The sequence below is a fragment of the Agromyces cerinus genome (assembly GCF_016907835.1).
Classification (GTDB): Bacteria; Actinomycetota; Actinomycetes; order Actinomycetales; family Microbacteriaceae; genus Agromyces; species Agromyces nitratus.
Map to the genome: position 1 here is coordinate 2,313,193 of NZ_JAFBCT010000001.1, position 18,522 is coordinate 2,331,714.

At 70.6% G+C, this 18,522-nt stretch carries 17 protein-coding genes and 1 tRNA gene; 5 read left to right on the forward strand and 13 right to left on the reverse strand.

Annotation, left to right across the window (positions count from 1 at the left end):
- The first annotated feature begins 32 nt into the window (after positions 1-32).
- Positions 33-959: a Ppx/GppA phosphatase family protein gene (locus JOE59_RS10725; RefSeq protein WP_204460422.1), complete on the forward strand. Its 927-nt coding sequence runs from the start codon at positions 33-35 to the stop codon at positions 957-959.
- 117 nt (positions 960-1,076) lie between these two features.
- Positions 1,077-1,517: an iron chaperone gene (locus JOE59_RS10730; protein WP_204460424.1), complete on the forward strand. Its 441-nt coding sequence runs from the start codon at positions 1,077-1,079 to the stop codon at positions 1,515-1,517.
- 68 nt (positions 1,518-1,585) lie between these two features.
- On the opposite strand, the gene JOE59_RS10735 is transcribed toward JOE59_RS10730, so the two are convergent.
- The 10 genes from JOE59_RS10735 to JOE59_RS10780 all read right to left on the reverse strand — a co-directional run bounded on the left by JOE59_RS10735 (position 1,586) and on the right by JOE59_RS10780 (position 10,629).
- Positions 1,586-1,659: transfer RNA gene (locus JOE59_RS10735), tRNA-Leu, on the reverse strand.
- A 54-nt stretch (positions 1,660-1,713) separates the two neighbouring features.
- On the reverse strand, positions 1,714-3,120 hold the full coding sequence (locus JOE59_RS10740; RefSeq protein ID WP_204460427.1) for an NAD(P)/FAD-dependent oxidoreductase: 1,407 nt from the start codon (positions 3,118-3,120) through the stop codon (positions 1,714-1,716).
- Positions 3,121-3,169: 49 nt separating this feature from the next.
- A complete protein-coding gene (locus tag JOE59_RS10745; protein WP_307837034.1) occupies positions 3,170-4,504 on the reverse strand; it encodes a S8 family serine peptidase in 1,335 nt (444 codons plus the stop codon).
- Complete coding sequence (locus tag JOE59_RS10750; RefSeq protein ID WP_204460429.1) at positions 4,501-5,067, reverse strand: DUF501 domain-containing protein; 567 nt, start codon at positions 5,065-5,067, stop codon at positions 4,501-4,503. The genes JOE59_RS10745 and JOE59_RS10750 overlap by 4 nt, the downstream gene beginning before the upstream one ends.
- Positions 5,064-5,813 carry an FtsB family cell division protein gene (locus tag JOE59_RS18765; protein WP_239560207.1) on the reverse strand — a complete coding sequence of 250 codons (750 nt, stop codon included), beginning with the start codon at positions 5,811-5,813 and terminating at the stop codon, positions 5,064-5,066. The genes JOE59_RS10750 and JOE59_RS18765 overlap by 4 nt, the downstream gene beginning before the upstream one ends.
- A gap of 77 nt (positions 5,814-5,890) precedes the next feature.
- The gene (gene eno, locus JOE59_RS10760; protein WP_204460431.1) at positions 5,891-7,171 is read right to left on the reverse strand and encodes a phosphopyruvate hydratase; all 1,281 of its coding nucleotides are present in this window, start codon (positions 7,169-7,171) and stop codon (positions 5,891-5,893) included.
- Between the two features lie 101 nt (positions 7,172-7,272).
- Positions 7,273-8,541 carry a histidine--tRNA ligase gene (gene hisS / locus JOE59_RS10765; protein WP_204460433.1) on the reverse strand — a complete coding sequence of 423 codons (1,269 nt, stop codon included), beginning with the start codon at positions 8,539-8,541 and terminating at the stop codon, positions 7,273-7,275.
- Positions 8,542-8,620: 79 nt separating this feature from the next.
- Positions 8,621-9,061 (reverse strand): DUF6841 family protein, encoded by a 441-nt coding sequence (locus JOE59_RS10770; RefSeq protein ID WP_204460436.1) that lies wholly within the window; start codon positions 9,059-9,061, stop codon positions 8,621-8,623.
- A gap of 132 nt (positions 9,062-9,193) precedes the next feature.
- Complete coding sequence (locus tag JOE59_RS10775) at positions 9,194-9,871, reverse strand: nucleoside triphosphate pyrophosphohydrolase (protein WP_204460439.1); 678 nt, start codon at positions 9,869-9,871, stop codon at positions 9,194-9,196.
- A gap of 59 nt (positions 9,872-9,930) precedes the next feature.
- The gene (locus tag JOE59_RS10780; RefSeq protein WP_204460441.1) at positions 9,931-10,629 is read right to left on the reverse strand and encodes a LysE family transporter; all 699 of its coding nucleotides are present in this window, start codon (positions 10,627-10,629) and stop codon (positions 9,931-9,933) included.
- Positions 10,630-10,794: 165 nt separating this feature from the next.
- On the opposite strand from JOE59_RS10780, the gene JOE59_RS10785 reads away from it, so the two are divergent.
- Complete coding sequence (locus JOE59_RS10785; RefSeq protein WP_204460443.1) at positions 10,795-11,994, forward strand: Na+/H+ antiporter NhaA; 1,200 nt, start codon at positions 10,795-10,797, stop codon at positions 11,992-11,994.
- Between the two features lie 20 nt (positions 11,995-12,014).
- Positions 12,015-12,311: a hypothetical protein gene (locus tag JOE59_RS10790; RefSeq protein WP_204460444.1), complete on the forward strand. Its 297-nt coding sequence runs from the start codon at positions 12,015-12,017 to the stop codon at positions 12,309-12,311.
- On the opposite strand, the gene mfd is transcribed toward JOE59_RS10790, so the two are convergent.
- Positions 12,308-16,024: a transcription-repair coupling factor gene (mfd, locus tag JOE59_RS10795; RefSeq protein WP_204460445.1), complete on the reverse strand. Its 3,717-nt coding sequence runs from the start codon at positions 16,022-16,024 to the stop codon at positions 12,308-12,310. The two genes, JOE59_RS10790 and mfd, sit on opposite strands and share 4 nt — an antisense overlap.
- Positions 16,025-16,155: 131 nt before the next feature.
- Between mfd and JOE59_RS10800 the strand changes: the two genes are divergently transcribed.
- Entirely contained in the window at positions 16,156-16,887 is a 732-nt protein-coding gene (locus JOE59_RS10800) for an RNase H family protein (protein WP_204460446.1), read from the forward strand.
- 17 nt (positions 16,888-16,904) lie between these two features.
- Here the strand turns inward: JOE59_RS10800 and pth are convergent, their stop codons facing one another.
- Positions 16,905-17,489 carry an aminoacyl-tRNA hydrolase gene (gene pth, locus JOE59_RS10805; RefSeq protein WP_204463358.1) on the reverse strand — a complete coding sequence of 195 codons (585 nt, stop codon included), beginning with the start codon at positions 17,487-17,489 and terminating at the stop codon, positions 16,905-16,907.
- A gap of 147 nt (positions 17,490-17,636) precedes the next feature.
- The gene (locus JOE59_RS10810; protein WP_204460447.1) at positions 17,637-18,269 is read right to left on the reverse strand and encodes a 50S ribosomal protein L25/general stress protein Ctc; all 633 of its coding nucleotides are present in this window, start codon (positions 18,267-18,269) and stop codon (positions 17,637-17,639) included.
- Between the last annotated feature and the right edge of the window lie 253 nt (positions 18,270-18,522).

An 18,522-nucleotide genomic window follows, 5' to 3' on the forward strand; every position in this document is an offset into this window, starting at 1 on the left:
TCAGTATGCACGAAAACCGTTACGCTCGCAGCATGCGCCTCGGAGTCCTCGACGTCGGTTCCAACACGGTGCACTTGCTGGTCGTCGAAGCGCACCCAGGCGCACGCCCCATACCGACAGCCTCGCACAAGTCGGTGCTGCGGCTCATGCGCTACCTGGAGCCCGATGGCGCCATCAGCGCCGAGGGCGTCACGGCCATCCTCACCGCAGTGGGCGGGGCGGCATCCGCTGCTCGCGAAGCCGGCATCGAGGAGCTGCTCGCCTTCGCGACCTCGGCCATCCGCGAGGCGACGAACGGCGAGGCCGTGCTCGATCTCGTCGAGCGCGACACCGGCGTGCGGCTGCAGGTGCTGTCGGGCGACGACGAGTCGCGTCTCACCTACCTCGCCGTGCGCCGCTGGTACGGCTGGTCGGCCGGGCGCCTGCTGCTCTTCGACATCGGCGGCGGTTCGCTCGAACTCGCGCAGGGCAACGACGAGGTGCCGGATGTCGCGCGGTCGCTCCCCCTCGGCGCCGGGCGCTCGACGATCTCGTTCCTGCCCGACGACCCGCCCTCGCCCGAGCAGGTCGCGCGGCTCCGTGCCCACGCGCGGGCGGTGCTCGCCGAGGCGGTCGAACCGTTCAAGGCCCTGCCGGCCCCGAATCACGTCGTCGGCTCCTCGAAGACGATCCGGTCGCTCGCCCGGCTCGCGGGCAGTGTCGAAGACGGTTTCGGCGACACCGAGCGCAGCATCCTGACCCGCGACGGCCTCGACGACTGGACGCCGCGACTCGCGCGCATCCCCGCGGATGCCCGGCCTGCGCTGCCCGGCATCACGGCAGACCGCACGTTCCAGATCGTCGCCGGCGCCGTCGTGCTCTCCGAGACGATGCGCGCATTCGGCGTCGACGAGCTCGAGGTGTCGCCGTGGGCGCTCCGTGAGGGGCTCATCCTCCGGCGCCTCGACCGCCTGACCTGACGACACGCTGGGATCGATCAGGAATGGAGAAGCGCAGGGCGCTCGCCCCCGCATAGCCTGACATCGACGCCCCGCCCACGCGGCGGCACCGATGAGGATCCGAGGAAGGACCACGAGATGGCGAAGGCAGATACGTCCGGAGGACTGAGCAAAGAAGAACGCGACGCCGTCAAGCAGCGCGCGAAGGAGCTCCGCGAGCAGGAGAAGGCCGGCAAGAACCGCGCTGCCGGCGACAAGGCGGTGCTCGACGCCATCGCCGAGATGGAGCCCGACGACAGGGTGCTCGCGGAGGGGCTCTACAAGGTCGTCACCGCGGTCGCGCCCGATCTCATGCCGAAGACGTACTACGGCATGCCCGGCTTCGCGAACGCCGAGGGCAAGATGGTCGTCTTCATCCAGGCGGCCGCGAAGTTCAAGACCCGCTACGCGACGATCGGATTCGAGGATCGGGCGAACCTCGACGACGGCGACCTGTGGCCCATCGGCTACGCGGTTCGCAACTGGACCCCGGCGGTCGAGGCGAAGGTCACGGAACTCGTGCGCAAGGCCGTGAGCTGACGAACTGCCGACGCTCGCGGCGCGGGAGTGCTGACCGAACCCGACTCGAGGGGGCGCCCCCTCAGCGGTGCTCCCGCTGGGATTCGAACCCAGACTGAGGCGAGTTTAAGTCGCCTGCCTCTGCCGATTGGGCTACGGGAGCGCGGCGCCGCCCCGAAGGGCGACGCCGCGTCACAGCATAGTCAGGGGGTCGTCGCTACTTCGCGGCGACGGCCTCCTGCTTGGCCGACTTCCCCGCCTTCGCGGCCGGAGCGGCTGCGGGAACGGGCGCCTCGACAGCCGGCGGCTTCGGACGCGCGGCGAAGAACTCGAACTGGGCGCGCGGCTGCTGCACGGCGCTCAGCGAGACGATGTCGCGGCCGAGCCAGAAGTTGTTCCACCAGCCCCAGAAGACGCGGAACTTGCGCTCCCAACTGGGCATGGCGAGGCCGTGGTAGCCGCGGTGCGCGAACCAGGCCGGAAGGCCCTTGATCGCGAGCTTGCCCGACTGGAAGACGCCCGAGCCGACGCCGAGGCCGGCGACCGCACCGAGGTTCTTGTGGAAGTACTGCTTCGGCTCCTCGCCGCGGAGCACCGCGACGACGTTCTTCGCGAGCAGCTTGCCCTGACGCACGGCGTGCTGTGCGTTCGGCACGCAGTAGCCGCCCACGCCGCCGCCGGTGAGGTCGGGAACCGCGGCGATGTCGCCGGCGGCCCAAGCGTCGGCCACGAACTCGTCGTCGTCGCCGACGCGGAGGTCGGCGCGGGTCTTGATGCGGCCTCTCTCCTCGACGGGAAGGTCGCTCGAACGCACGATGGCGGGGTTCGCCATGACGCCGGCGGTCCAGACGATGAGGTCGGTCTCGAAGCTCTCGCCCGTCGACAGCTCGATGACGCCGTCGACCGCGCTCGTGAGCTGCGTGTCGAGGTGGATCTCGGCACCGCGCTGGGCGAGGTGCTTGATGACCCAGTGGCTCGTCTCGAGCGAGACCTCGGGCATGATGCGCCCCATGGCCTCGATGAGGTGGAAGTGCGTCTCATCGAAGGTGAGCTGCGGGTAGTACTCGAGCAGCGAGCTCGCGAAGGAGCGGAGCTCTGCGAACACCTCGATGCCCGCGAAGCCGCCGCCGACGACGACGAACGTGAGCAGGCGCTCGCGCTCGGGCCCGGGGGGAAGGTTCGATGCCTTGTCGAAGTTCGTCAGCACGCGGTCGCGGATCGCAACGGCCTCCTCGATCGACTTGAGGCCGATCGCGTTGTCGGCGATGCCCGGGATCGGGAACGTGCGCGAGACCGCGCCGCCCGTGACGATCACGACGTCGTAGTCGAACTGCCACGGCTCACCGAGCTCGGGCGTGATCGTCGCGGTCTTGGCCGCGTGATCGATGCGCGTGACCTTCGCGGTCACGACGTTGGTCTTCTTCAGGTGACGACGCTGCGCAACCACGGAGTGGCGCGGCTCGATCGACCCTGCAGCCACCTCGGGCAGGAACGGCTGGTACGTCATGTACGGCAGCGGGTCGACGATCGTCACCTCGGCCTCGCCGGCACGCAGCCACTTCTCGAGCTTCCACGCCGTGTAGAACCCCGCATAGCCACCGCCGACGATGAGAATCTTGGGCACGGTGAATGGACTCCTCAGTTTTGGAACGTGCGGGCTGATTTGCGTGCGATCACTGCTCGCGATTGCGGACAGTCCGCCTGGTATGCCGAGTGGCGCCGATGCCCAACAGCGCTGCTAGCGTACCAAACCCTGCGACGAGTGAGAGCGGCACGGTGATGTAGGCGAGCGTCCACTGCGTCGGAAGCAGGGTGAGGGCGCCGTCGGATCGTGGCAGCGGCGGGTCGGCGATGGGCACGATGGGCTGATCGACGCTGCTGCTCTCGTCGGGCGCCTCGACCTCGGCACGACGGTGCAGCGTGATCCAGTCCGCCAGGCTGCCGAGCGGATTCTCGTCGACCGTGGGCACATCCGACTCGAGCGCGGCGACCGGATCGATGAGGCCGTACCCGTAGAGCGCGCTCGGTACCGTCTGTCCGTTGGGGTCGGCCGTCGCGATGAGCCGGTTGATGACGTTCGCCGCATCGAGGTCGGGATACTCGGAGCGGATCAGCGCGACGAGGCCGGTCACGATGGGCGCGGCGCCGCTCGTGCCGTCCCACTGCACATGACTGCCGTCGGGCAGCACGCCGACCAGGTCTTCGCTCGGCGCGGCCACGGCGATCGAGATGCCCTGCGAGCTCGCGTCGAGGCTCGCGTTCTTGTCCTTGTCGACGCCGGCGACCGTGAGCACCCCGGGAATCGTCGCGGGCGCCCCGACCTGGCTCGTGCCGCTGCCGCGGTTGCCCGCTGCCGCGACGATGACGACGTCGTGCTCGAAGGCGTACATGAACGCGTCGTCCCAGCTCTCGGGCCAGTCGGGGGTGTTGCGGGTCAGCGACATGTTGATGACGTCGGCGCCGTTGTCGACCGCCCAGCGCACCGCTTCGGCGATCTGGTCGTCGTTCGACTTCGCCGCCCCGGTGTCCTGACCGAACGCGACCGAGATGGCGAGCAGGTCGGCTTCGGGTGCCGTGCCGATCACGCCGCTGCCCTCGCCCGTGCCGCGACCGCCGAGGAGGCCGGCGACCATCGTGCCGTGCGTCTCGTCGTCCCCGACGGGCGTCTGGCCGTCGGGGGTGCCGAGGCCCGAGACATCCGTGCCGCCGACGACGGCGCCGCGGAGCTCGGCGACATTGCCGTTCACACCGGTGTCGATGACCGCGACCGTGACGCCCTCGCCCTTGGTGGTGTTCCAGGCGGTCGTGAAGCCGTAGTCGGCGAGCCAGTACTCGTAGTCGCGCACGAGGTCGGCGTGGGCAGCGCCGGCTCCGGTGAGGGTGAGCATCGCCACCGCCGCGAGCGTCGCGGTGGCACGCACGACGGATGCCAGCGGCCGGCGGGCGCGCCCGGCCCGCCCGGAACGCGCAGGGCGTTCGGGGCGATTCAGGCGCGTCGACCGGTTCACCCGATGGATCCGTCGGGGGTCTCGGCCGCAGCTGCGGATGCCGGCGCCTCGTCGACGCCGTAGTCGGGGCAGCGGCAGACGTCGGGCGACCAGGTCGAGCGCTCGAGCGCGATGTCGCCCATCGGGTTGACGCCCGGCCCTGCGGCGAGCGAGTGCGCGACGAGCGCGTGCAGGCACTTCACGCGCGTGGGCATGCCGCCCGCGGAGATGCCGGCGAGCTCGGGCACTACGGCGATCGACTCGCGGTCGGCGAGGTAGTCGGTGTGGGCGCGGCCGTAGGCCTCGGCGACGTCCGCATCAGCGGCCAGCAGCTCGGTGCACTCCACCATGAGCTGGGCGGCCTCGAGGAACGACATCGCGGCAGTCGCCGCCTGGTGCGAGAGGTAGTAGAACGTCGGGAAGGGCGTGCCGTCGGAGAGGCGCGGCGCCGTGGCGACGACCGTCGGCGCGCCGCACACGCAGCGTGCAGCGATGCCCACGACGTCGCGGGCCGGGCGGCCGAGCTGCGCCGAGACGATGCGCACATCGCGCTCGCTCACCGGTTCGAAGGGCGGGCGGGTCATCGGGTCTCCTCGGCTGCGGGTTCTGCTGGCGGTGTCGTGGGGGTCGGAGCGGGTTCAGCGGGGGGCGCGGCATCGGGGGCGAGCCCGGCGGTCAGCACCGAGCCGAGCAGGGTGGTCATCCAGTCACCCTTCGATTCGGTCACTTCGGCCGAGACCTCGGCCATGGCATCCGCCTTCGCCGCCGCCGTTCGGTCGTCGATGACGAGGTAGCTCACCTCGCCCGGCATCACGTAGTACAGGCGCTCGCGAGCCTGCGTCACGATGAACGTGTCGTCGTTCCAGCGCTCGCGTTCTTCGCGCAGCCGCTGCACCTCCTCCTCCTGGGCGGAGACGGCGGCGCGGAGCTCGGCGATCTGCTGCCGCTGCTGTGCGAACGCCGCGATGGTCGGCGCCAGCACCACGACGGCGAGCACGAGCACTCCCATCATGATGAGGGAGAAACCTGAGAAACGGATGCCGCTGAGCCAGCCCGCTCCGGCTGCGGAGCCCTGCCCGGTCGGCGCCCGCCCTGCGGCGGACTTCGCGGAACCCTTCGGCTTCGCGCCCGTCGACTTCGATGCCGACGACTTCGGACTCGAGGCCTTCGCGGATGCCGGCGACTTCGCGTTCGAGGCCTTCGAACCCTTCGAGGTCGACGCCGTCGAACCCGCACCGGGCGACGCGGGGGCGCGCTTCGCGGCCGGCTTCGGGGTCGGCACCGTCGGGCGCCGGGGGGTGCGGCCGGACCGACCGGTGTCGTCGCGCATCGCCCCTCCTCGTCATCGCACCCGGAAACGCGACGACGGGGGCGGCCACTCGGCCGCCCCCGTCACGTGTGTTGCTTCTAGGCCGTGTAGCGGGGGAACGCCGTGCGGCCGGCGTACACCGCGGCCTCACCGAGTTCCTCTTCGATCCTCAGAAGCTGATTGTACTTGGCGACCCGCTCGCTCCGAGCGGGCGCGCCCGTCTTGATCTGACCGCAGTCGGTCGCGACCGCGAGGTCGGCGATCGTCGTGTCTTCGGTCTCGCCCGAGCGGTGCGACATGACGGCGGTGTAGCCCGAGCGCTGCGCGAGGGTGACGGCGTCGAGGGTCTCGGTCAGGGTGCCGATCTGGTTCACCTTGACGAGGATCGAGTTGCCGGTGTGCTTGGCGATGCCCTCGGCGAGGCGCTTCGGGTTGGTGACGAACAGGTCGTCGCCGACGAGCTGCACCTTCGAGCCGAGCTCGGCGGTGAGCTGCGCCCAGCCGTCCCAGTCGGACTCGTCGAGCGGGTCCTCGATCGAAACGAGCGGGTACGCGGCGGCGAGCTCGGCGTAGTACGCGCTCAGCTCGGCCGACGTGCGCTCCTTGCCCTCGAACGTGTAGACGCCGTTCTCGTAGAACTCGCTCGCCGCGACATCCAGCCCGAGTGCGAGGTCGGTGCCGAGCGTGAAGCCGGCCTTCTCGATCGCCTCGGAGATGAAGTCGAGCGCCGCGCGGTTGTGCGCGAAGTCGGGGGCGAAGCCGCCCTCGTCGCCGAGGCCCGTCGAGAGGCCCTTGGCCTTCAGCAGGCTCTTGAGCGCGTGGTAGGTCTCGACGCCCCAGCGCAGGCCCTCGGAGTAGCTCGGCGCGCCGATCGGCAGCACCATGAACTCCTGGATGTCGACACCGGTGTCGGCGTGCGCACCGCCGTTGATGATGTTCATCATCGGCACGGGCAGCACGTGGGCGTTGGGGCCGCCGAGGTAGCGGAAGAGCGGCAGGTCGGCCGAGTCGGCTGCGGCCTTCGCGACCGCGAGGCTCACGCCGAGGATGGCGTTGGCGCCGAGGCGGCTCTTGTTGTCGGTGCCGTCGGCCTCGATGAGCGCCGCGTCGACGAGGCGCTGGTCGGCGGCGTCGAGGTCTTCGATGGCCGGGCCGAGGTCGTCGAGCACGGCGTCGACGGCCTTCTGCACGCCCTTGCCGAGGTAGCGGTCCTTGTCGCCGTCGCGCAGCTCGTACGCCTCGAAGGCACCGGTCGATGCGCCCGAGGGCACCGCAGCGCGGGCCAGCGAACCGTCGTCGAGCAGCACCTCGACCTCGACGGTCGGGTTGCCGCGCGAGTCGAGAATCTCGCGTGCGCCTACAGCTTCGATGATTGCCACAGTGAACTCCTCTGTGATGGGTGGGTATGCAGCGGACGACTCCGTCGTGATCCGCCTGTCAGTCTAGAGGTCGAGGATGTCTCGTGCCTGCGGCGCAGGTACTACGCGGCGAGGTCGCGGAACGAGAGCGACGCGGCATCCGTCGTCTCGGCGCCGACCTGCGCGAACGCGTCGAAGCCGTCGGCGGTGACGCGCTCGAGCAGGGCGCGCAGGTTCTTCACCCGGCGCTCGAGGCGCACCCGCGAACCGGATGCCACGAGCTCGCGCTTCAGCTCGAGCAGGCGTGCGGCCGGGACGTCCGTATCGTAGACGAGCACGACCGCGCGCGGGCGCTCCTCGTCGCGCACGGCGAGCAGGTCGACGATGCGCTCGAAGCCGATCGAGAAGCCGCACGCGGGCACCTCTTGGCCGAGGAAGCGGCCGATCATGCCGTCGTAGCGGCCGCCGCCGCCGAGCGAGTAGCCGTAGTCGGGGTGGGCGATCTCGAAGATCGTGCCCGTGTAGTAGCCCATGCCGCGCACGAGGGTGGGGTCGAACTCGATCGCCGCGTCGGGCAGGGCCGCGCGCAGCGCGAGCAGGTCGGCGTAGGCCTCGCCGTCGAGCCAGGTGGGCGGCGGTGCGACACCATCGGCGAGGTGCCAGTCGGCGTTGGTCAGCGCCTCGAGTTCGGCGGCGACATCCGCGTCGCCGGTGACGATGCCGAGCTCGGCGAGTTCGGCCGCCACTCCCCCGGTGCCGATCTTGTCGAGCTTGTCGATCGTGATGAGCGCTCGCTCGCGCAGCTCGTCGGGCACGCCCCACGAGGCGAGGATGCCGGCGAGGATGCGCCGGTCGTTCAGGCGGATGGTGCAGCCCGCGAGGCCGAGCGCATCGAGCGTCGCGACGGTCGCGGTGAGCAGCTCGAGCTCGGCGAGCGCACCCGCCTCGCCGATGATGTCGATGTCGCACTGCACGAACTGCCGGTAGCGGCCCTTCTGCGGGCGCTCGGCACGCCACACGGGCGCGATCTGGATCGAGCGGAACACGGGCGGCAGCGCTGCCCGGTGCGTCGCGTAGAACCGGGCGAGCGGCACCGTGAGGTCGTAGCGCAGCCCTAGGTCGGCGAGCGAGAGCGCGTCGCCGGATGCCGCGGCGCGCGCGAGGTCGTCGGCGCCGAGCGCGCGCTTCATGACGGCGAAGGCGAGCTTCTCGTTGTCGCCGCCGAGCCCGGCGTGCAGCCGCGACGAGTCCTCCATGACGGGCGTCTCGATCTCGTCGAAGCCGTGCGCCGCGTACACCCCGCGGATCACGCCGAGGGCGTGCTCGCGGCGGGCCTTCTCGGCGGGGAGGAAGTCGCGCATGCCGCGCGGAGGGGTGACGGATGCAGCCATGCCGACCATTCTTCCAGCACGCGGGCGTCGTTCGCGGCGTGAGACCGCGGGCGCAGCCCCGGCGAGCGACCACCGCGCCTCAGCCCGCGTCGAGCTCGATGCCCTTGGCCGCCGCAGCACGGCGCAGCGCGTCGGCCTCGTCGATGCCGACGGCGACGTAGATGCGCAACCCGTCGGCGTCGTCGCGCACGAGGTACTCGACGTCGCTCGTCACGATGAGCTCGTCGTCCGCATCGAGGTGACTCCAGCGCACACGCACCAGGGAGATGACGTCGGTGAGTGCGCTGACCGCGCGGAGCTCGGGCACGATTCCCGCGAAGCCGAGACGACGGTGGAGCGGGTACGACGACGAGAGCCCGGTCGCCATGTCGGCGCGGCTCTCGAGTGCGCCGGCGAAGTCGTCGGTGATCACCATGCCGGGAAGCCCCCAGAACCGGGCGGTGGCATCGGCGTCGAAGTCGCGCTGCGCCTCGGCGTACCGGTCGAAGAACTCCTCGAGCCGCCAGTCCTCGATGCCCATGCGCCCCCCTCGGGAGTCAAGTTCTCGTCCGACGGTACGCCCGTGACGGGTCGACCGCGAGCGTGTCGTCGGCGCGTCACACGGCCGCCGCGAGGCATCCGCCGGCCGCTCAGCGGCGAGCAGGTCGGGGCGTCAGTCGGTTCGCGATCCGGCGCGCGACTCCTCGGCCGCTCGCACCTCGTCTTCGAGGCCGCGCACGGCGGCGCGCAGCGCCCGCTCGGCGTCGAGACCCTGCGAACGCGCGGATGCCACGAGCCCGAGCAGCACCCGGCCGAGCTCGTCCTCATCGACCGGCGCGGCGGCGGGCAGGGCCTGCGCCGTGGCATCCGCCACGCCGACCTTCTCGGCCTTGCCGAGCACCTTCTGCGCGAGGGCGAGCGCGGGCATGCCGCGCGGGATGCCGTCGAGCACGCTCGTGCGATGCGGCTTCTCGTCGGCCTTCAGGTCGTCCCAGAAGGCGACGACGTCGGCTGCGGTCTCGGCCTCGCGATCGCCGAAGACGTGCGGATGCCGCGACACCATCTTCGCCGTCATGTGGCGGGCGACGTCGTCGATGTCGAAGCGCTCGCCGTCGGTGTGGGCCGCGAGATCGGCGTGGAAGAGCACCTGGTAGAGCACGTCGCCGAGCTCCTCGATCATCTCCTCGCGACTGCCCGACTCGATCGCGTCGATGAGCTCCCAGCTCTCCTCGACGAGATACTGCACGAGGCTCTCGTGGGTCTGGTCCGCGTCCCACGGGCAGCCGCCCGGTGCCCGGAGCAGGGCCACGGTGTCGATGAGTTCGTCGAGTCCGGGGTGCGCTGCGCTCATACCGGCAGCCTAGGTGGCGTCGGCCGCGAGCGCGTCGCCTGAACGCTGCTCCCGAACGCTCAGTGCACGACCGCGAGCAGCACGCCGACGGCGATGAACAGCGAGCCGAAGATGCCGTTCAGGATGCGCTGGCCGCGCACCGAACGGGTGAACCGGCGCAGGCTGTGCGCGGCCACCGCGAAGAATCCCCACATCACGATCACGTCGACGACCACGACGGTCAGACCGACGATCAGGTACTGCGGCAGGAGCGGCAGCTCGGGGCGGATGAACTGCGGCAGGAAGGCGAGGAAGAACACGATCGCCTTCGGGTTCAGGAGGTTCACCCAGAGCCCCCTGCGGAACATCGACCAGCGCGACTCGGCGCTCGCGTTCGGCGCCCGCCGCGCGGCATCCGCCTCGCCGTCGGCTGCGCCGTCGCCCTCGTCTGACCCCTCATCGGCGCCCTCGCCCTCATCGACCGCCTGCGGCTGCGGCTTCGCGAGCAGTTGCCGGATGCCGAGGTAGACGAGATAGGCGGCGCCCGCGTAGCGGATGATCTCGAACGCGACGGGCGATCCTGCGACGAGCACTCCGAGGCCGGCGGCGACGATCAGGATGTGCACGATGAGAGCCGCCTGCTGGCCCAGGATGCCCCAGATGGAGCGGCGGAACCCCACGTTCAGGGAGTTGCCCATCGTGTTGATCGCACCGGCGCCCGGGGTGAAGCTGATGACGAAGCAGGCGGCGAGGAGCGTCGCCCAGAGCGAGAGTTGCACCGCACCAGCGTAGGCGCGGCGCCCGGCCCCGAACGCCCGCCGCCCGTAGACTGCCCTGAGGAGTGCCGGGAAGTCTGGTCGGCCGACGGGAGACCGTCGTGACCGTACCGCCTTGTCGCACGCGCTTCTCACGCAGCTCGTGCACGTGACTTCCTGGAGTCCGATATGAACTTCCTCCGCTCCGAGCGCTGGGCTGCCGCCCTCCTCCTCATCGCCGCCGTCCTCGGCCTCCTGGTCGCGAACCTCTCGTTCGGGCCGGCGCTCATCGAGCTCAAGAACGCGCACATCGATCTGCCGTGGCTCGGCCTCGACCTGTCGGCCGGTCACTGGATCAGCGACGGCCTGCTCGCCGTCTTCTTCTTCATCGTCGCGGTCGAGCTGAAGCGCGAGCTCGTCATCGGCGAGCTCAACAGCCTGTCGAAGGCGTTGCTGCCGGCGATCGCCGCGGTCGGCGGGGTCGTCGTGCCGGCCCTCATCTTCCTCGCGTTCACGGCGGGCACCGACACGGTCGACGGATGGCCCATCCCCACCGCGACCGACATCGCCTTCGCCCTCGGGGTGCTCGCCATGTTCGGCACCTGGATCCCGACTCGCGTGCGCGTGTTCCTGCTCGCCCTCGCGGTGCTCGACGACCTCATCGCGATCCTGATCATCGCCTTCTTCTTCACCGCCGACGCGAACCTGGCCTCGATCGGCTTCGCGGGCATCGCGATCGCGCTGTTCGGCGCGGTGAGCCGCATGATGAAGCCGCGCTCGGGGTGGATCCTCTCGCGCAGGCCGCAGTGGCCGATCGTGCTCGTGCTGATCGTGCTCGGCGCGCTCGCCTGGTACTTCGTCTACCAGTCGGGGGTGCACGCGACGATCGCGGGCGTGGCGCTCGGCCTCGTCATGGCACGCCGCCCCGGAGGCCGCGCGGTGCACGCGCTCGAGCCGTGGTCGAACGGCGTGATCCTGCCGCTCTTCGCCTTCTCGGCGGCGATGGTGGCCGTGCCGCAGGTGCAGCCGAGCGAGCTCGACCCGGCGTTCTGGGGCATCCTCATCGGGCTGCCGGTCGGCAAGATCATCGGCATCATGGTGGCCGGCGGCCTCGGTGCGCTCGTCGTGCGGCGCCGCGCCGGGATTCCGCTCACCCTCGGCGACCTCTTCGTCGTCGGCGCGCTCGGCGGCATCGGCTTCACCGTCTCGCTGCTCATGAACGAACTCGCCTTCGTCGGGCTGCCCGAGGTCGCAGACGAGGGCACCCTCGCGGTGCTGCTCGGCTCGGGCGTCGCGATCGTCGTCTCCGCGGTCGTCGTGACGCTGCGCTCGCGCCACTACAAGCGGCACGGCGGTCACGCCGGCGTCGGCGGTGCATTCTCGCGCTGACCGCGTGCGACACTCGAACGATGAGCGACAGCACGCCAGCCGCCCGGTTCCTTCGCGCCGAACTCCAGGAGACCCGACGTCGGGGGCTCGGCAAGGCCTGGCACGCCGCGCTGCTCCTCGCCGGTGAGGCCACAGGGCTCGGTGGGCCGTCGGTCGCCGATCTCGTGATCGTGCGCACGGGCACCGACGCCCCCGTGATTCGCACGCGCGCCGGATCGCTCGATGAGGCCGATGCCCTCCTGCGTGCGATCAACGCCGACCTCGAGCAGATGTCGGTCGAGGAGTTCCTCTCCGAGTGGGGTCACCTGAAGGTCTAGCCGGCGGTCCCGTCGACGATGGCGGCATTGCCGGAGCCCGAGGCATCCGTCGCCGAAGCCTCGGGAATCGGGAAGATCGCCGTGATGAGTCGCGACACCCAGTCGATGAGGTCGCCGTCGCTCGGCAGCTCGCCGTTGGTCACGGGGAACGGCACGAGGATCACGTCGTTCTGCGCGAAGTGCTTGGCGCCCGGGTACATGCGCTCGAGGCGCACGCGCCGCGAGTCGGGGATGTTCGCGGGCGCGATGCGCAGCTTCGAACCGGTCGCGATGACATCGGAGAGCCCGGCGCGCTGCGCCTCGCGGCGGAGCCTCGAGATCGCCACGAGGTGCTTGACCTGCTCGGGCGGCTCGCCATAGCGGTCGACGAGCTCGTCGACGACCTGGTCGATCTGGCCGTCTTTCGCGGCCGGCCCGCTCGCGGCCGAGAGCTTCTGGTAGGCCTCGAGGCGCAGCCGCTCGGAGTCGACGTAGTCCTCGGGGATGTGCGCGTCGACGGGCAGCTCGAGACGCAGCTCGGTCTGGCCCGTCGCCACGTCGCCGCGGAACGCCGAGACGGCCTCGCCGATCATGCGGAGGTACAGGTCGAAGCCGACGCCCGCGATGTGACCGGCCTGCTCTGCGCCGAGCAGGTTGCCCGCGCCGCGGATCTCGAGGTCTTTCAGGGCGACCTGCATGCCGCTGCCGAGTTCGTTGTTGGCCGCGATCGTCGAGAGCCGGTCGTGGGCGGTCTCGGAGAGCGGCTTCGCCGGGTCGTAGAGGAAGTAGCCGTAGGCGCGCTCGCGGCCGCGCCCCACCCGGCCGCGCAGCTGGTGCAGCTGGCTGAGCCCGTACTTGTCGGCCCGGTCGATGATGATCGTGTTCGCGTTCGTGATGTCGAGGCCGGTCTCGATGATGGTCGTCGAGACCAGCACGTCGAACTTGCGCTCCCAGAAATCGTTCACGATCTGCTCGAGCACGTGCTCGTTCAACTGACCGTGCGCGACGGCGATGCGCGCCTCGGGCACGAGCTCGGCGAGTTGGGCCGCGATCCGATTGATCGACGACACCCGGTTGTGCACGAAGAAGACCTGCCCCTCGCGGAGCATCTCGCGCCGGATGGCGGCGGCGACCTGCTGGTCGGAGTAGGGCCCGACGAAGGTGAGGATCGGGTGGCGGTCTTCCGGCGGTGTCGCGAGCGTCGACATCTCGCGGATGCCGGTGACCGCCATCTCGAGCGAGCGCGGAATCGGCGTCGCGCTCATCGCCAGGATGTCGACGTTGGTCTTCAGCTTCTTCAGTGCGTCCTTGTGCTCGACGCCGAATCGCTGCTCCTCGTCGATGATGACGAGGCCGACGTCTTTGAACGTCACCTTCTCGGTGAGGATGCGGTGCGTGCCGATGACCATGTCGACGGTGCCGTCGGCGAGACCGGCGATCGTGTCGCGGGCCTCCTTGTCGGTCTGGAAGCGGCTGAGGGCGCGCACATGCACGGGGAAGCCCGCGTACCGCTCGTTGAAGGTCTCGAGGTGCTGCTTGACGAGGAGCGTCGTCGGCACGAGCATCGCGACCTGCTTGCCCTCTTGGATCGCCTTGAACGCGGCGCGCACGGCGACCTCGGTCTTGCCGAAGCCGACGTCGCCGGCGAGCAGTCGATCCATGGGGATCGACCGCTCCATGTCGGCCTTGACCTCGTCGATCGTCTGCAGCTGGTCGGGCGTCTCGGTGAACGGGAACGCCTCTTCGAGTTCGTGCTGCCACGGGGTGTCGGGCCCGAACGCGTGCCCCTTCGACGCCATGCGCGCCGAGTAGAGCTTCACGAGCGAGACGGCGATGTCGCGCACGGCCTTGCGGGCCTTGCCCTTGGCCTGCGCCCAGTCGCTGCCGCCCATCTTCGAGAGCGACGGCGCCTCGCCGCCGACGTAGCGCGACAGCAGGTCGAGCTGGTCGGTCGGCACGAAGAGCCGGTCGCCGGCGTGGCCGCGCTTCGACGGCGCGTACTCGATGACGAGGTACTCGCGCACCGCCGTGGGCTGCTGCTGGATGCCCGCGGTGCGGCTCGGGCCGGTCGGTCGCGCCCCGGTGGCGACCTCTCGTTGCACCATTTCGATGAACTTGCCGATGCCGTGCGTCTGGTGCACGACGAAGTCGCCGGCCTTCAGCTGCAGGGGGTCGACGACGTTGCGGCGGCGGCTCGCGAGCTTCTTGCCCTGGCGGGCGTCGTAGCCGGCCGCGCGCCCGTAGAACTCGGACTCGGCGAGCAGGCCGAGCTTGACCCCCGGTACCTCGTAGCCGTGCGCGGCATCGGCCTGCACGAGGTAGGCGACGCCCGCCTCGAGCTCGGCCGGCACCTGGTCGACGAGCCGGGCGGCGAGCCCCGCCTCTGCGAGCACGTCTCGCGCGCGCTCGACGAGACCGTGACCGGCGGATGCCACGACGAGCGCCCACCCGTCGCGCAGGCGCTCGGCGGCGTGGTCGACGGCACCGGCGACGTTGCCCTGGAAGCTCGGCATCGCGTTCGCCGCGAGGCGCACGGTCGCCGAGGAGCTCGTCAGGTGCGACTCGGCCGCTCCACCGGCCGCGGCGACGACCTCGGCGGCGTCGCCCATGTCGAAGCCCGAGAAGTTCCACCACACGCGCTGCGGGTCGGGTTCGCCGGGGGCGCTGAACAGTGCGGCATCCCGCAGTTGGCGCACGGTGAGGAAATCGCCGGCGGCGAGGTCGATCGGCGCGGCGGCGCCGACCGTCGCGGCATTCCACGCCGCGGCGAGGAACTCGCGGTTGGTCTCGCCGAGGTTGACCGCGCGACCGGCCACGCGCTCGGGCTCGAGCACGGCGACCGCGGCGCCGATGGGCAGGTAGTGCGCAAGCGGAACGAGTCGTTCGAGGAGCGCCGGTGCGAGCGACTCCATGCCCTCGACCGGGATGCCCTCGGACACCTTCTCGAGGAGTCCTGCGAGGCTCGGGAACTCGTGCACCATCTCGCGGGCGCGCTGCCGCACCGGCTCGGTGAGCAGCAGCTCGCGGCTCGGCGGAAGCGAGACGCGCTCGATGACGTCGGGCAGCGAGCGCTGGTCGGCGACCGAGAACGCACGCAGCTCCTCGACCTCGTCGCCGAAGAACTCGACGCGAACCGGGTGGTCTGCCGTGGGCGGGAACACATCGAGGATGCCGCCGCGCACCGCGAACTCGCCGCGCCGGGCGACCATGTCGACTCGCGCATATGCGAGGTCGACGAGTCGAAGCGCGAGCTCGGCGAGGTTGTAGCCGCGCCCGCCGGCGACGAGCTCGATCGGTTCGAGCGACGCGAGGTTGTCGGCGAGCGGCTGCAGGGCAGCCCGCACCGAGGCGACGACGACGAGCGGATGCCGCGAGCCGGCCTCGGCCCAATCGTGCATGCGCCGCAGGGCATGGAGCCGGCGGCCGACGGTCTCGGCCGAAGGGCTCAGCCGCTCGTGCGGCAGCGTCTCCCATGCCGGGAACTCGATGAGCTCGGCGTCGGGCAGGTACGGGGCGAGCGAGGCGCGCAGCGACTCGCCCTCACGGCTGGTGGCGGTGATGGCGAGCAGCGCGGGCGGCAGGCCGGCATCGGCCCGGCGCTGCAGCAGGCCGGCGAGCAACGGGGCGTCGAGGCCCGCGGGTGCCGAGAAGTCTGCGTTCCGCTGGGCTTCGGCGAGTGCCGCTTCGATGGTTTCGGCACGCGAGAGCGCCGTGAGAAAGCCCTGGAGGTTCACCCGTCGAGTCTACGCGGCGCATCCGACACCGCCGCAGGAGCCACCCGGCCGGGGGAACCCGCGGAATGCCGCGCGTCGGTGCCGGCCGATACGATGGGCGCCGCACACGAAACGCCAGGAGGCCCTCCGCAATGATCACCGCCGCCGCCGACGGATCGGCCCTCGGAAACCCCGGCCCCGCGGGCTGGGCCTGGTACGTCGACGACTCGTGCTGGGCGGCCGGCGGCTGGAAGCACGCGACCAACAACCAGGGCGAGCTGAAGGCGGTGCTCGAGCTCTTCCGTGCCACGGCGCACCTCGACGACGAGCTGCTCGTGCAGTGCGACAGCCAGTACGTGATCAACTCGGTGACGAAGTGGATGCCCGGGTGGAAGCGCAAGGGCTGGCGCAAGGCCGACGGCAAGGCCGTGATGAACGTCGAGCTGCTGCAGGAGATCGACGAGGCGATCGCCGGCCGCCGATACCGCTTCGAGTGGGTCAAGGGCCACATCGGCCACCCGCTGAACGAGGCGGCCGACACCCGTGCTCGTGCGGTCGCCGAGGCCTACCAGCGCGGCCGCGAGATCCCGTCGGGCCCGGGCTGGAGCACCGACTGCGAAGATGGCGAGGCCACGACGGCTCCCGTCGCGCGCACCACGGACGCGGTCGAGCCCGAAGCCCTGCCCGACCCGATCGACCTCGGTGCACCCGAACTCGCGCTCGGCGAGCCCGACCTCGACGACGCGCTGTTCAGCCTCGATGAGGAACCCGAGGCGTGGCACAGCGTCACCCTCGAACTGTCCACCGAGGAGATCGATCGGCTGCGCGTCCGTGCTCAGGCCGAGGGCCTCTCGCCCGAGGAGTTCCTCCGCCGGCTGATCTGATCAGCAGCGCGCCGAGCTCAGCTCGGCGCGTGGAACCTCTGCTGCGCCGCCACGAGACCGTCGCTCGCGACCGCCTCGACGGCGTCCGCGGCATCCGACAGCAGGTTCGGCAGGTTCTGGCGCTCGGCACCCGAGAAGTCCTTGAGCACGAAGTCGGCCGGATCCTGGCGCCCGGGCGGGCGACCGATGCCCACGCGCACGCGCAGGAACGGCGCGGCATCCGTCGCCTTCTGGATGTCGCGGAGGCCGTTGTGGCCGCCGTGGCCGCCGCCCTGCTTCAGTCGGACGGTGTCGAACGGCAGGTCGAGCTCGTCGTGCACGACGATGAGCTGATCAGGGCTCAGCGAGTAGAACTTCAGGAGCGCAGAGACGGGCCCGCCCGAGGTGTTCATGTAGCTGTTGGGCTTGGCGATCACCAGCTTCGGGCCGCCGGGGCGGAGGAAGCCCTCGGCCACCCGGGACGGCGTCTTGTGGCTCTTGAAGGGCGCGCCGATGCGCTCCGCGAGCTCGTCGGCGACCATCTGGCCGACGTTGTGACGGTTGCCGGCGTACTGGGCGCCGGGGTTGCCGAGGCCGACCACCAGCCAGGTGTTCTGGGGCATGGCGTCGTCGTCCTTCCGGCGCGCGCGCAGCAGGTCGAGGATTCCCATCTGACCTCCATGCGTGAGTGGAACGGGCGAGGCCCCGCGCCCCGCATTCCGAGCGTACCCGGATGCGGGAGGCGGGGCCTCGTCGCGGTGCTTCGAGGTCTACTCGGCGGCCTCTTCGGCAGCGGCTTCGGCAGCTTCCTCGGTCGCTTCGCCCTCGGCCTCGGCCTCAGCGGCCTCCTCGCCGAGGTCGACCTTCTGCGGCGTGTGCACGTTGATGACGAGCGCCTCGGGGTCGGTCAGCAGCGTCGCGCCCTTGGGCAGCGTGACGGCGCCGGCGAGGATCTGGGTGCCCTCTTCGAGGCCCTCGACGCTCACGACGACGTTCTCGGGGATGTGCGTGGCCTCGACCTCGAGCGACAGCGTGTGCTGGTCGACGTCGGCGATCGTGCCGGGGGCGGTCTCACCCTCGACGTGCACGGGAACCTCGACCTGGACCTTCTCGCCCTTCTTGATGACGATGAGGTCGAGGTGCTCGATGACCTGGTGCACCGGGTCCTTCTGCACGTCCTTGACGAGGGCGAGCTGGCTCTTGCCCTCGATCTGCAGGTCGAGCACGGCGTTCGCCTTGCGCAGGATCAGGCCGATCTGGTGCGCGGGCAGCGCGATGTGGCGCGGCTCGGTGCCGTGGCCGTACACGACGGCGGGGATCTTGCCGGTGGCGCGCAGCTTGCGGGCAGCGCCCTTGCCGAACGACTCGCGGGTGTCTGCGACGACCTTGTTGTCTTCGTCCATGATGTCTCTCCTTGCGGGCTCGCGGCCCAGATCGTGGTCTGTTGTTTTCGACTCGAACGCGCGCAGTCGGACTGCGCAGAAGCGTGAGGAAAAGCCGTGGAGCCTGCTCCTACCGCGTCGATCACGGACACCCGTCGCGTCCGCTCACGCGGACGAACCCGGGCCTCCCTCGCCGAAGTTCACGGCCAGTGCACCAGAGGCGCAGTTGACCGACCATGAAGTCTACCAGCCCTGCCGGCGCGCGTCGCCCGGG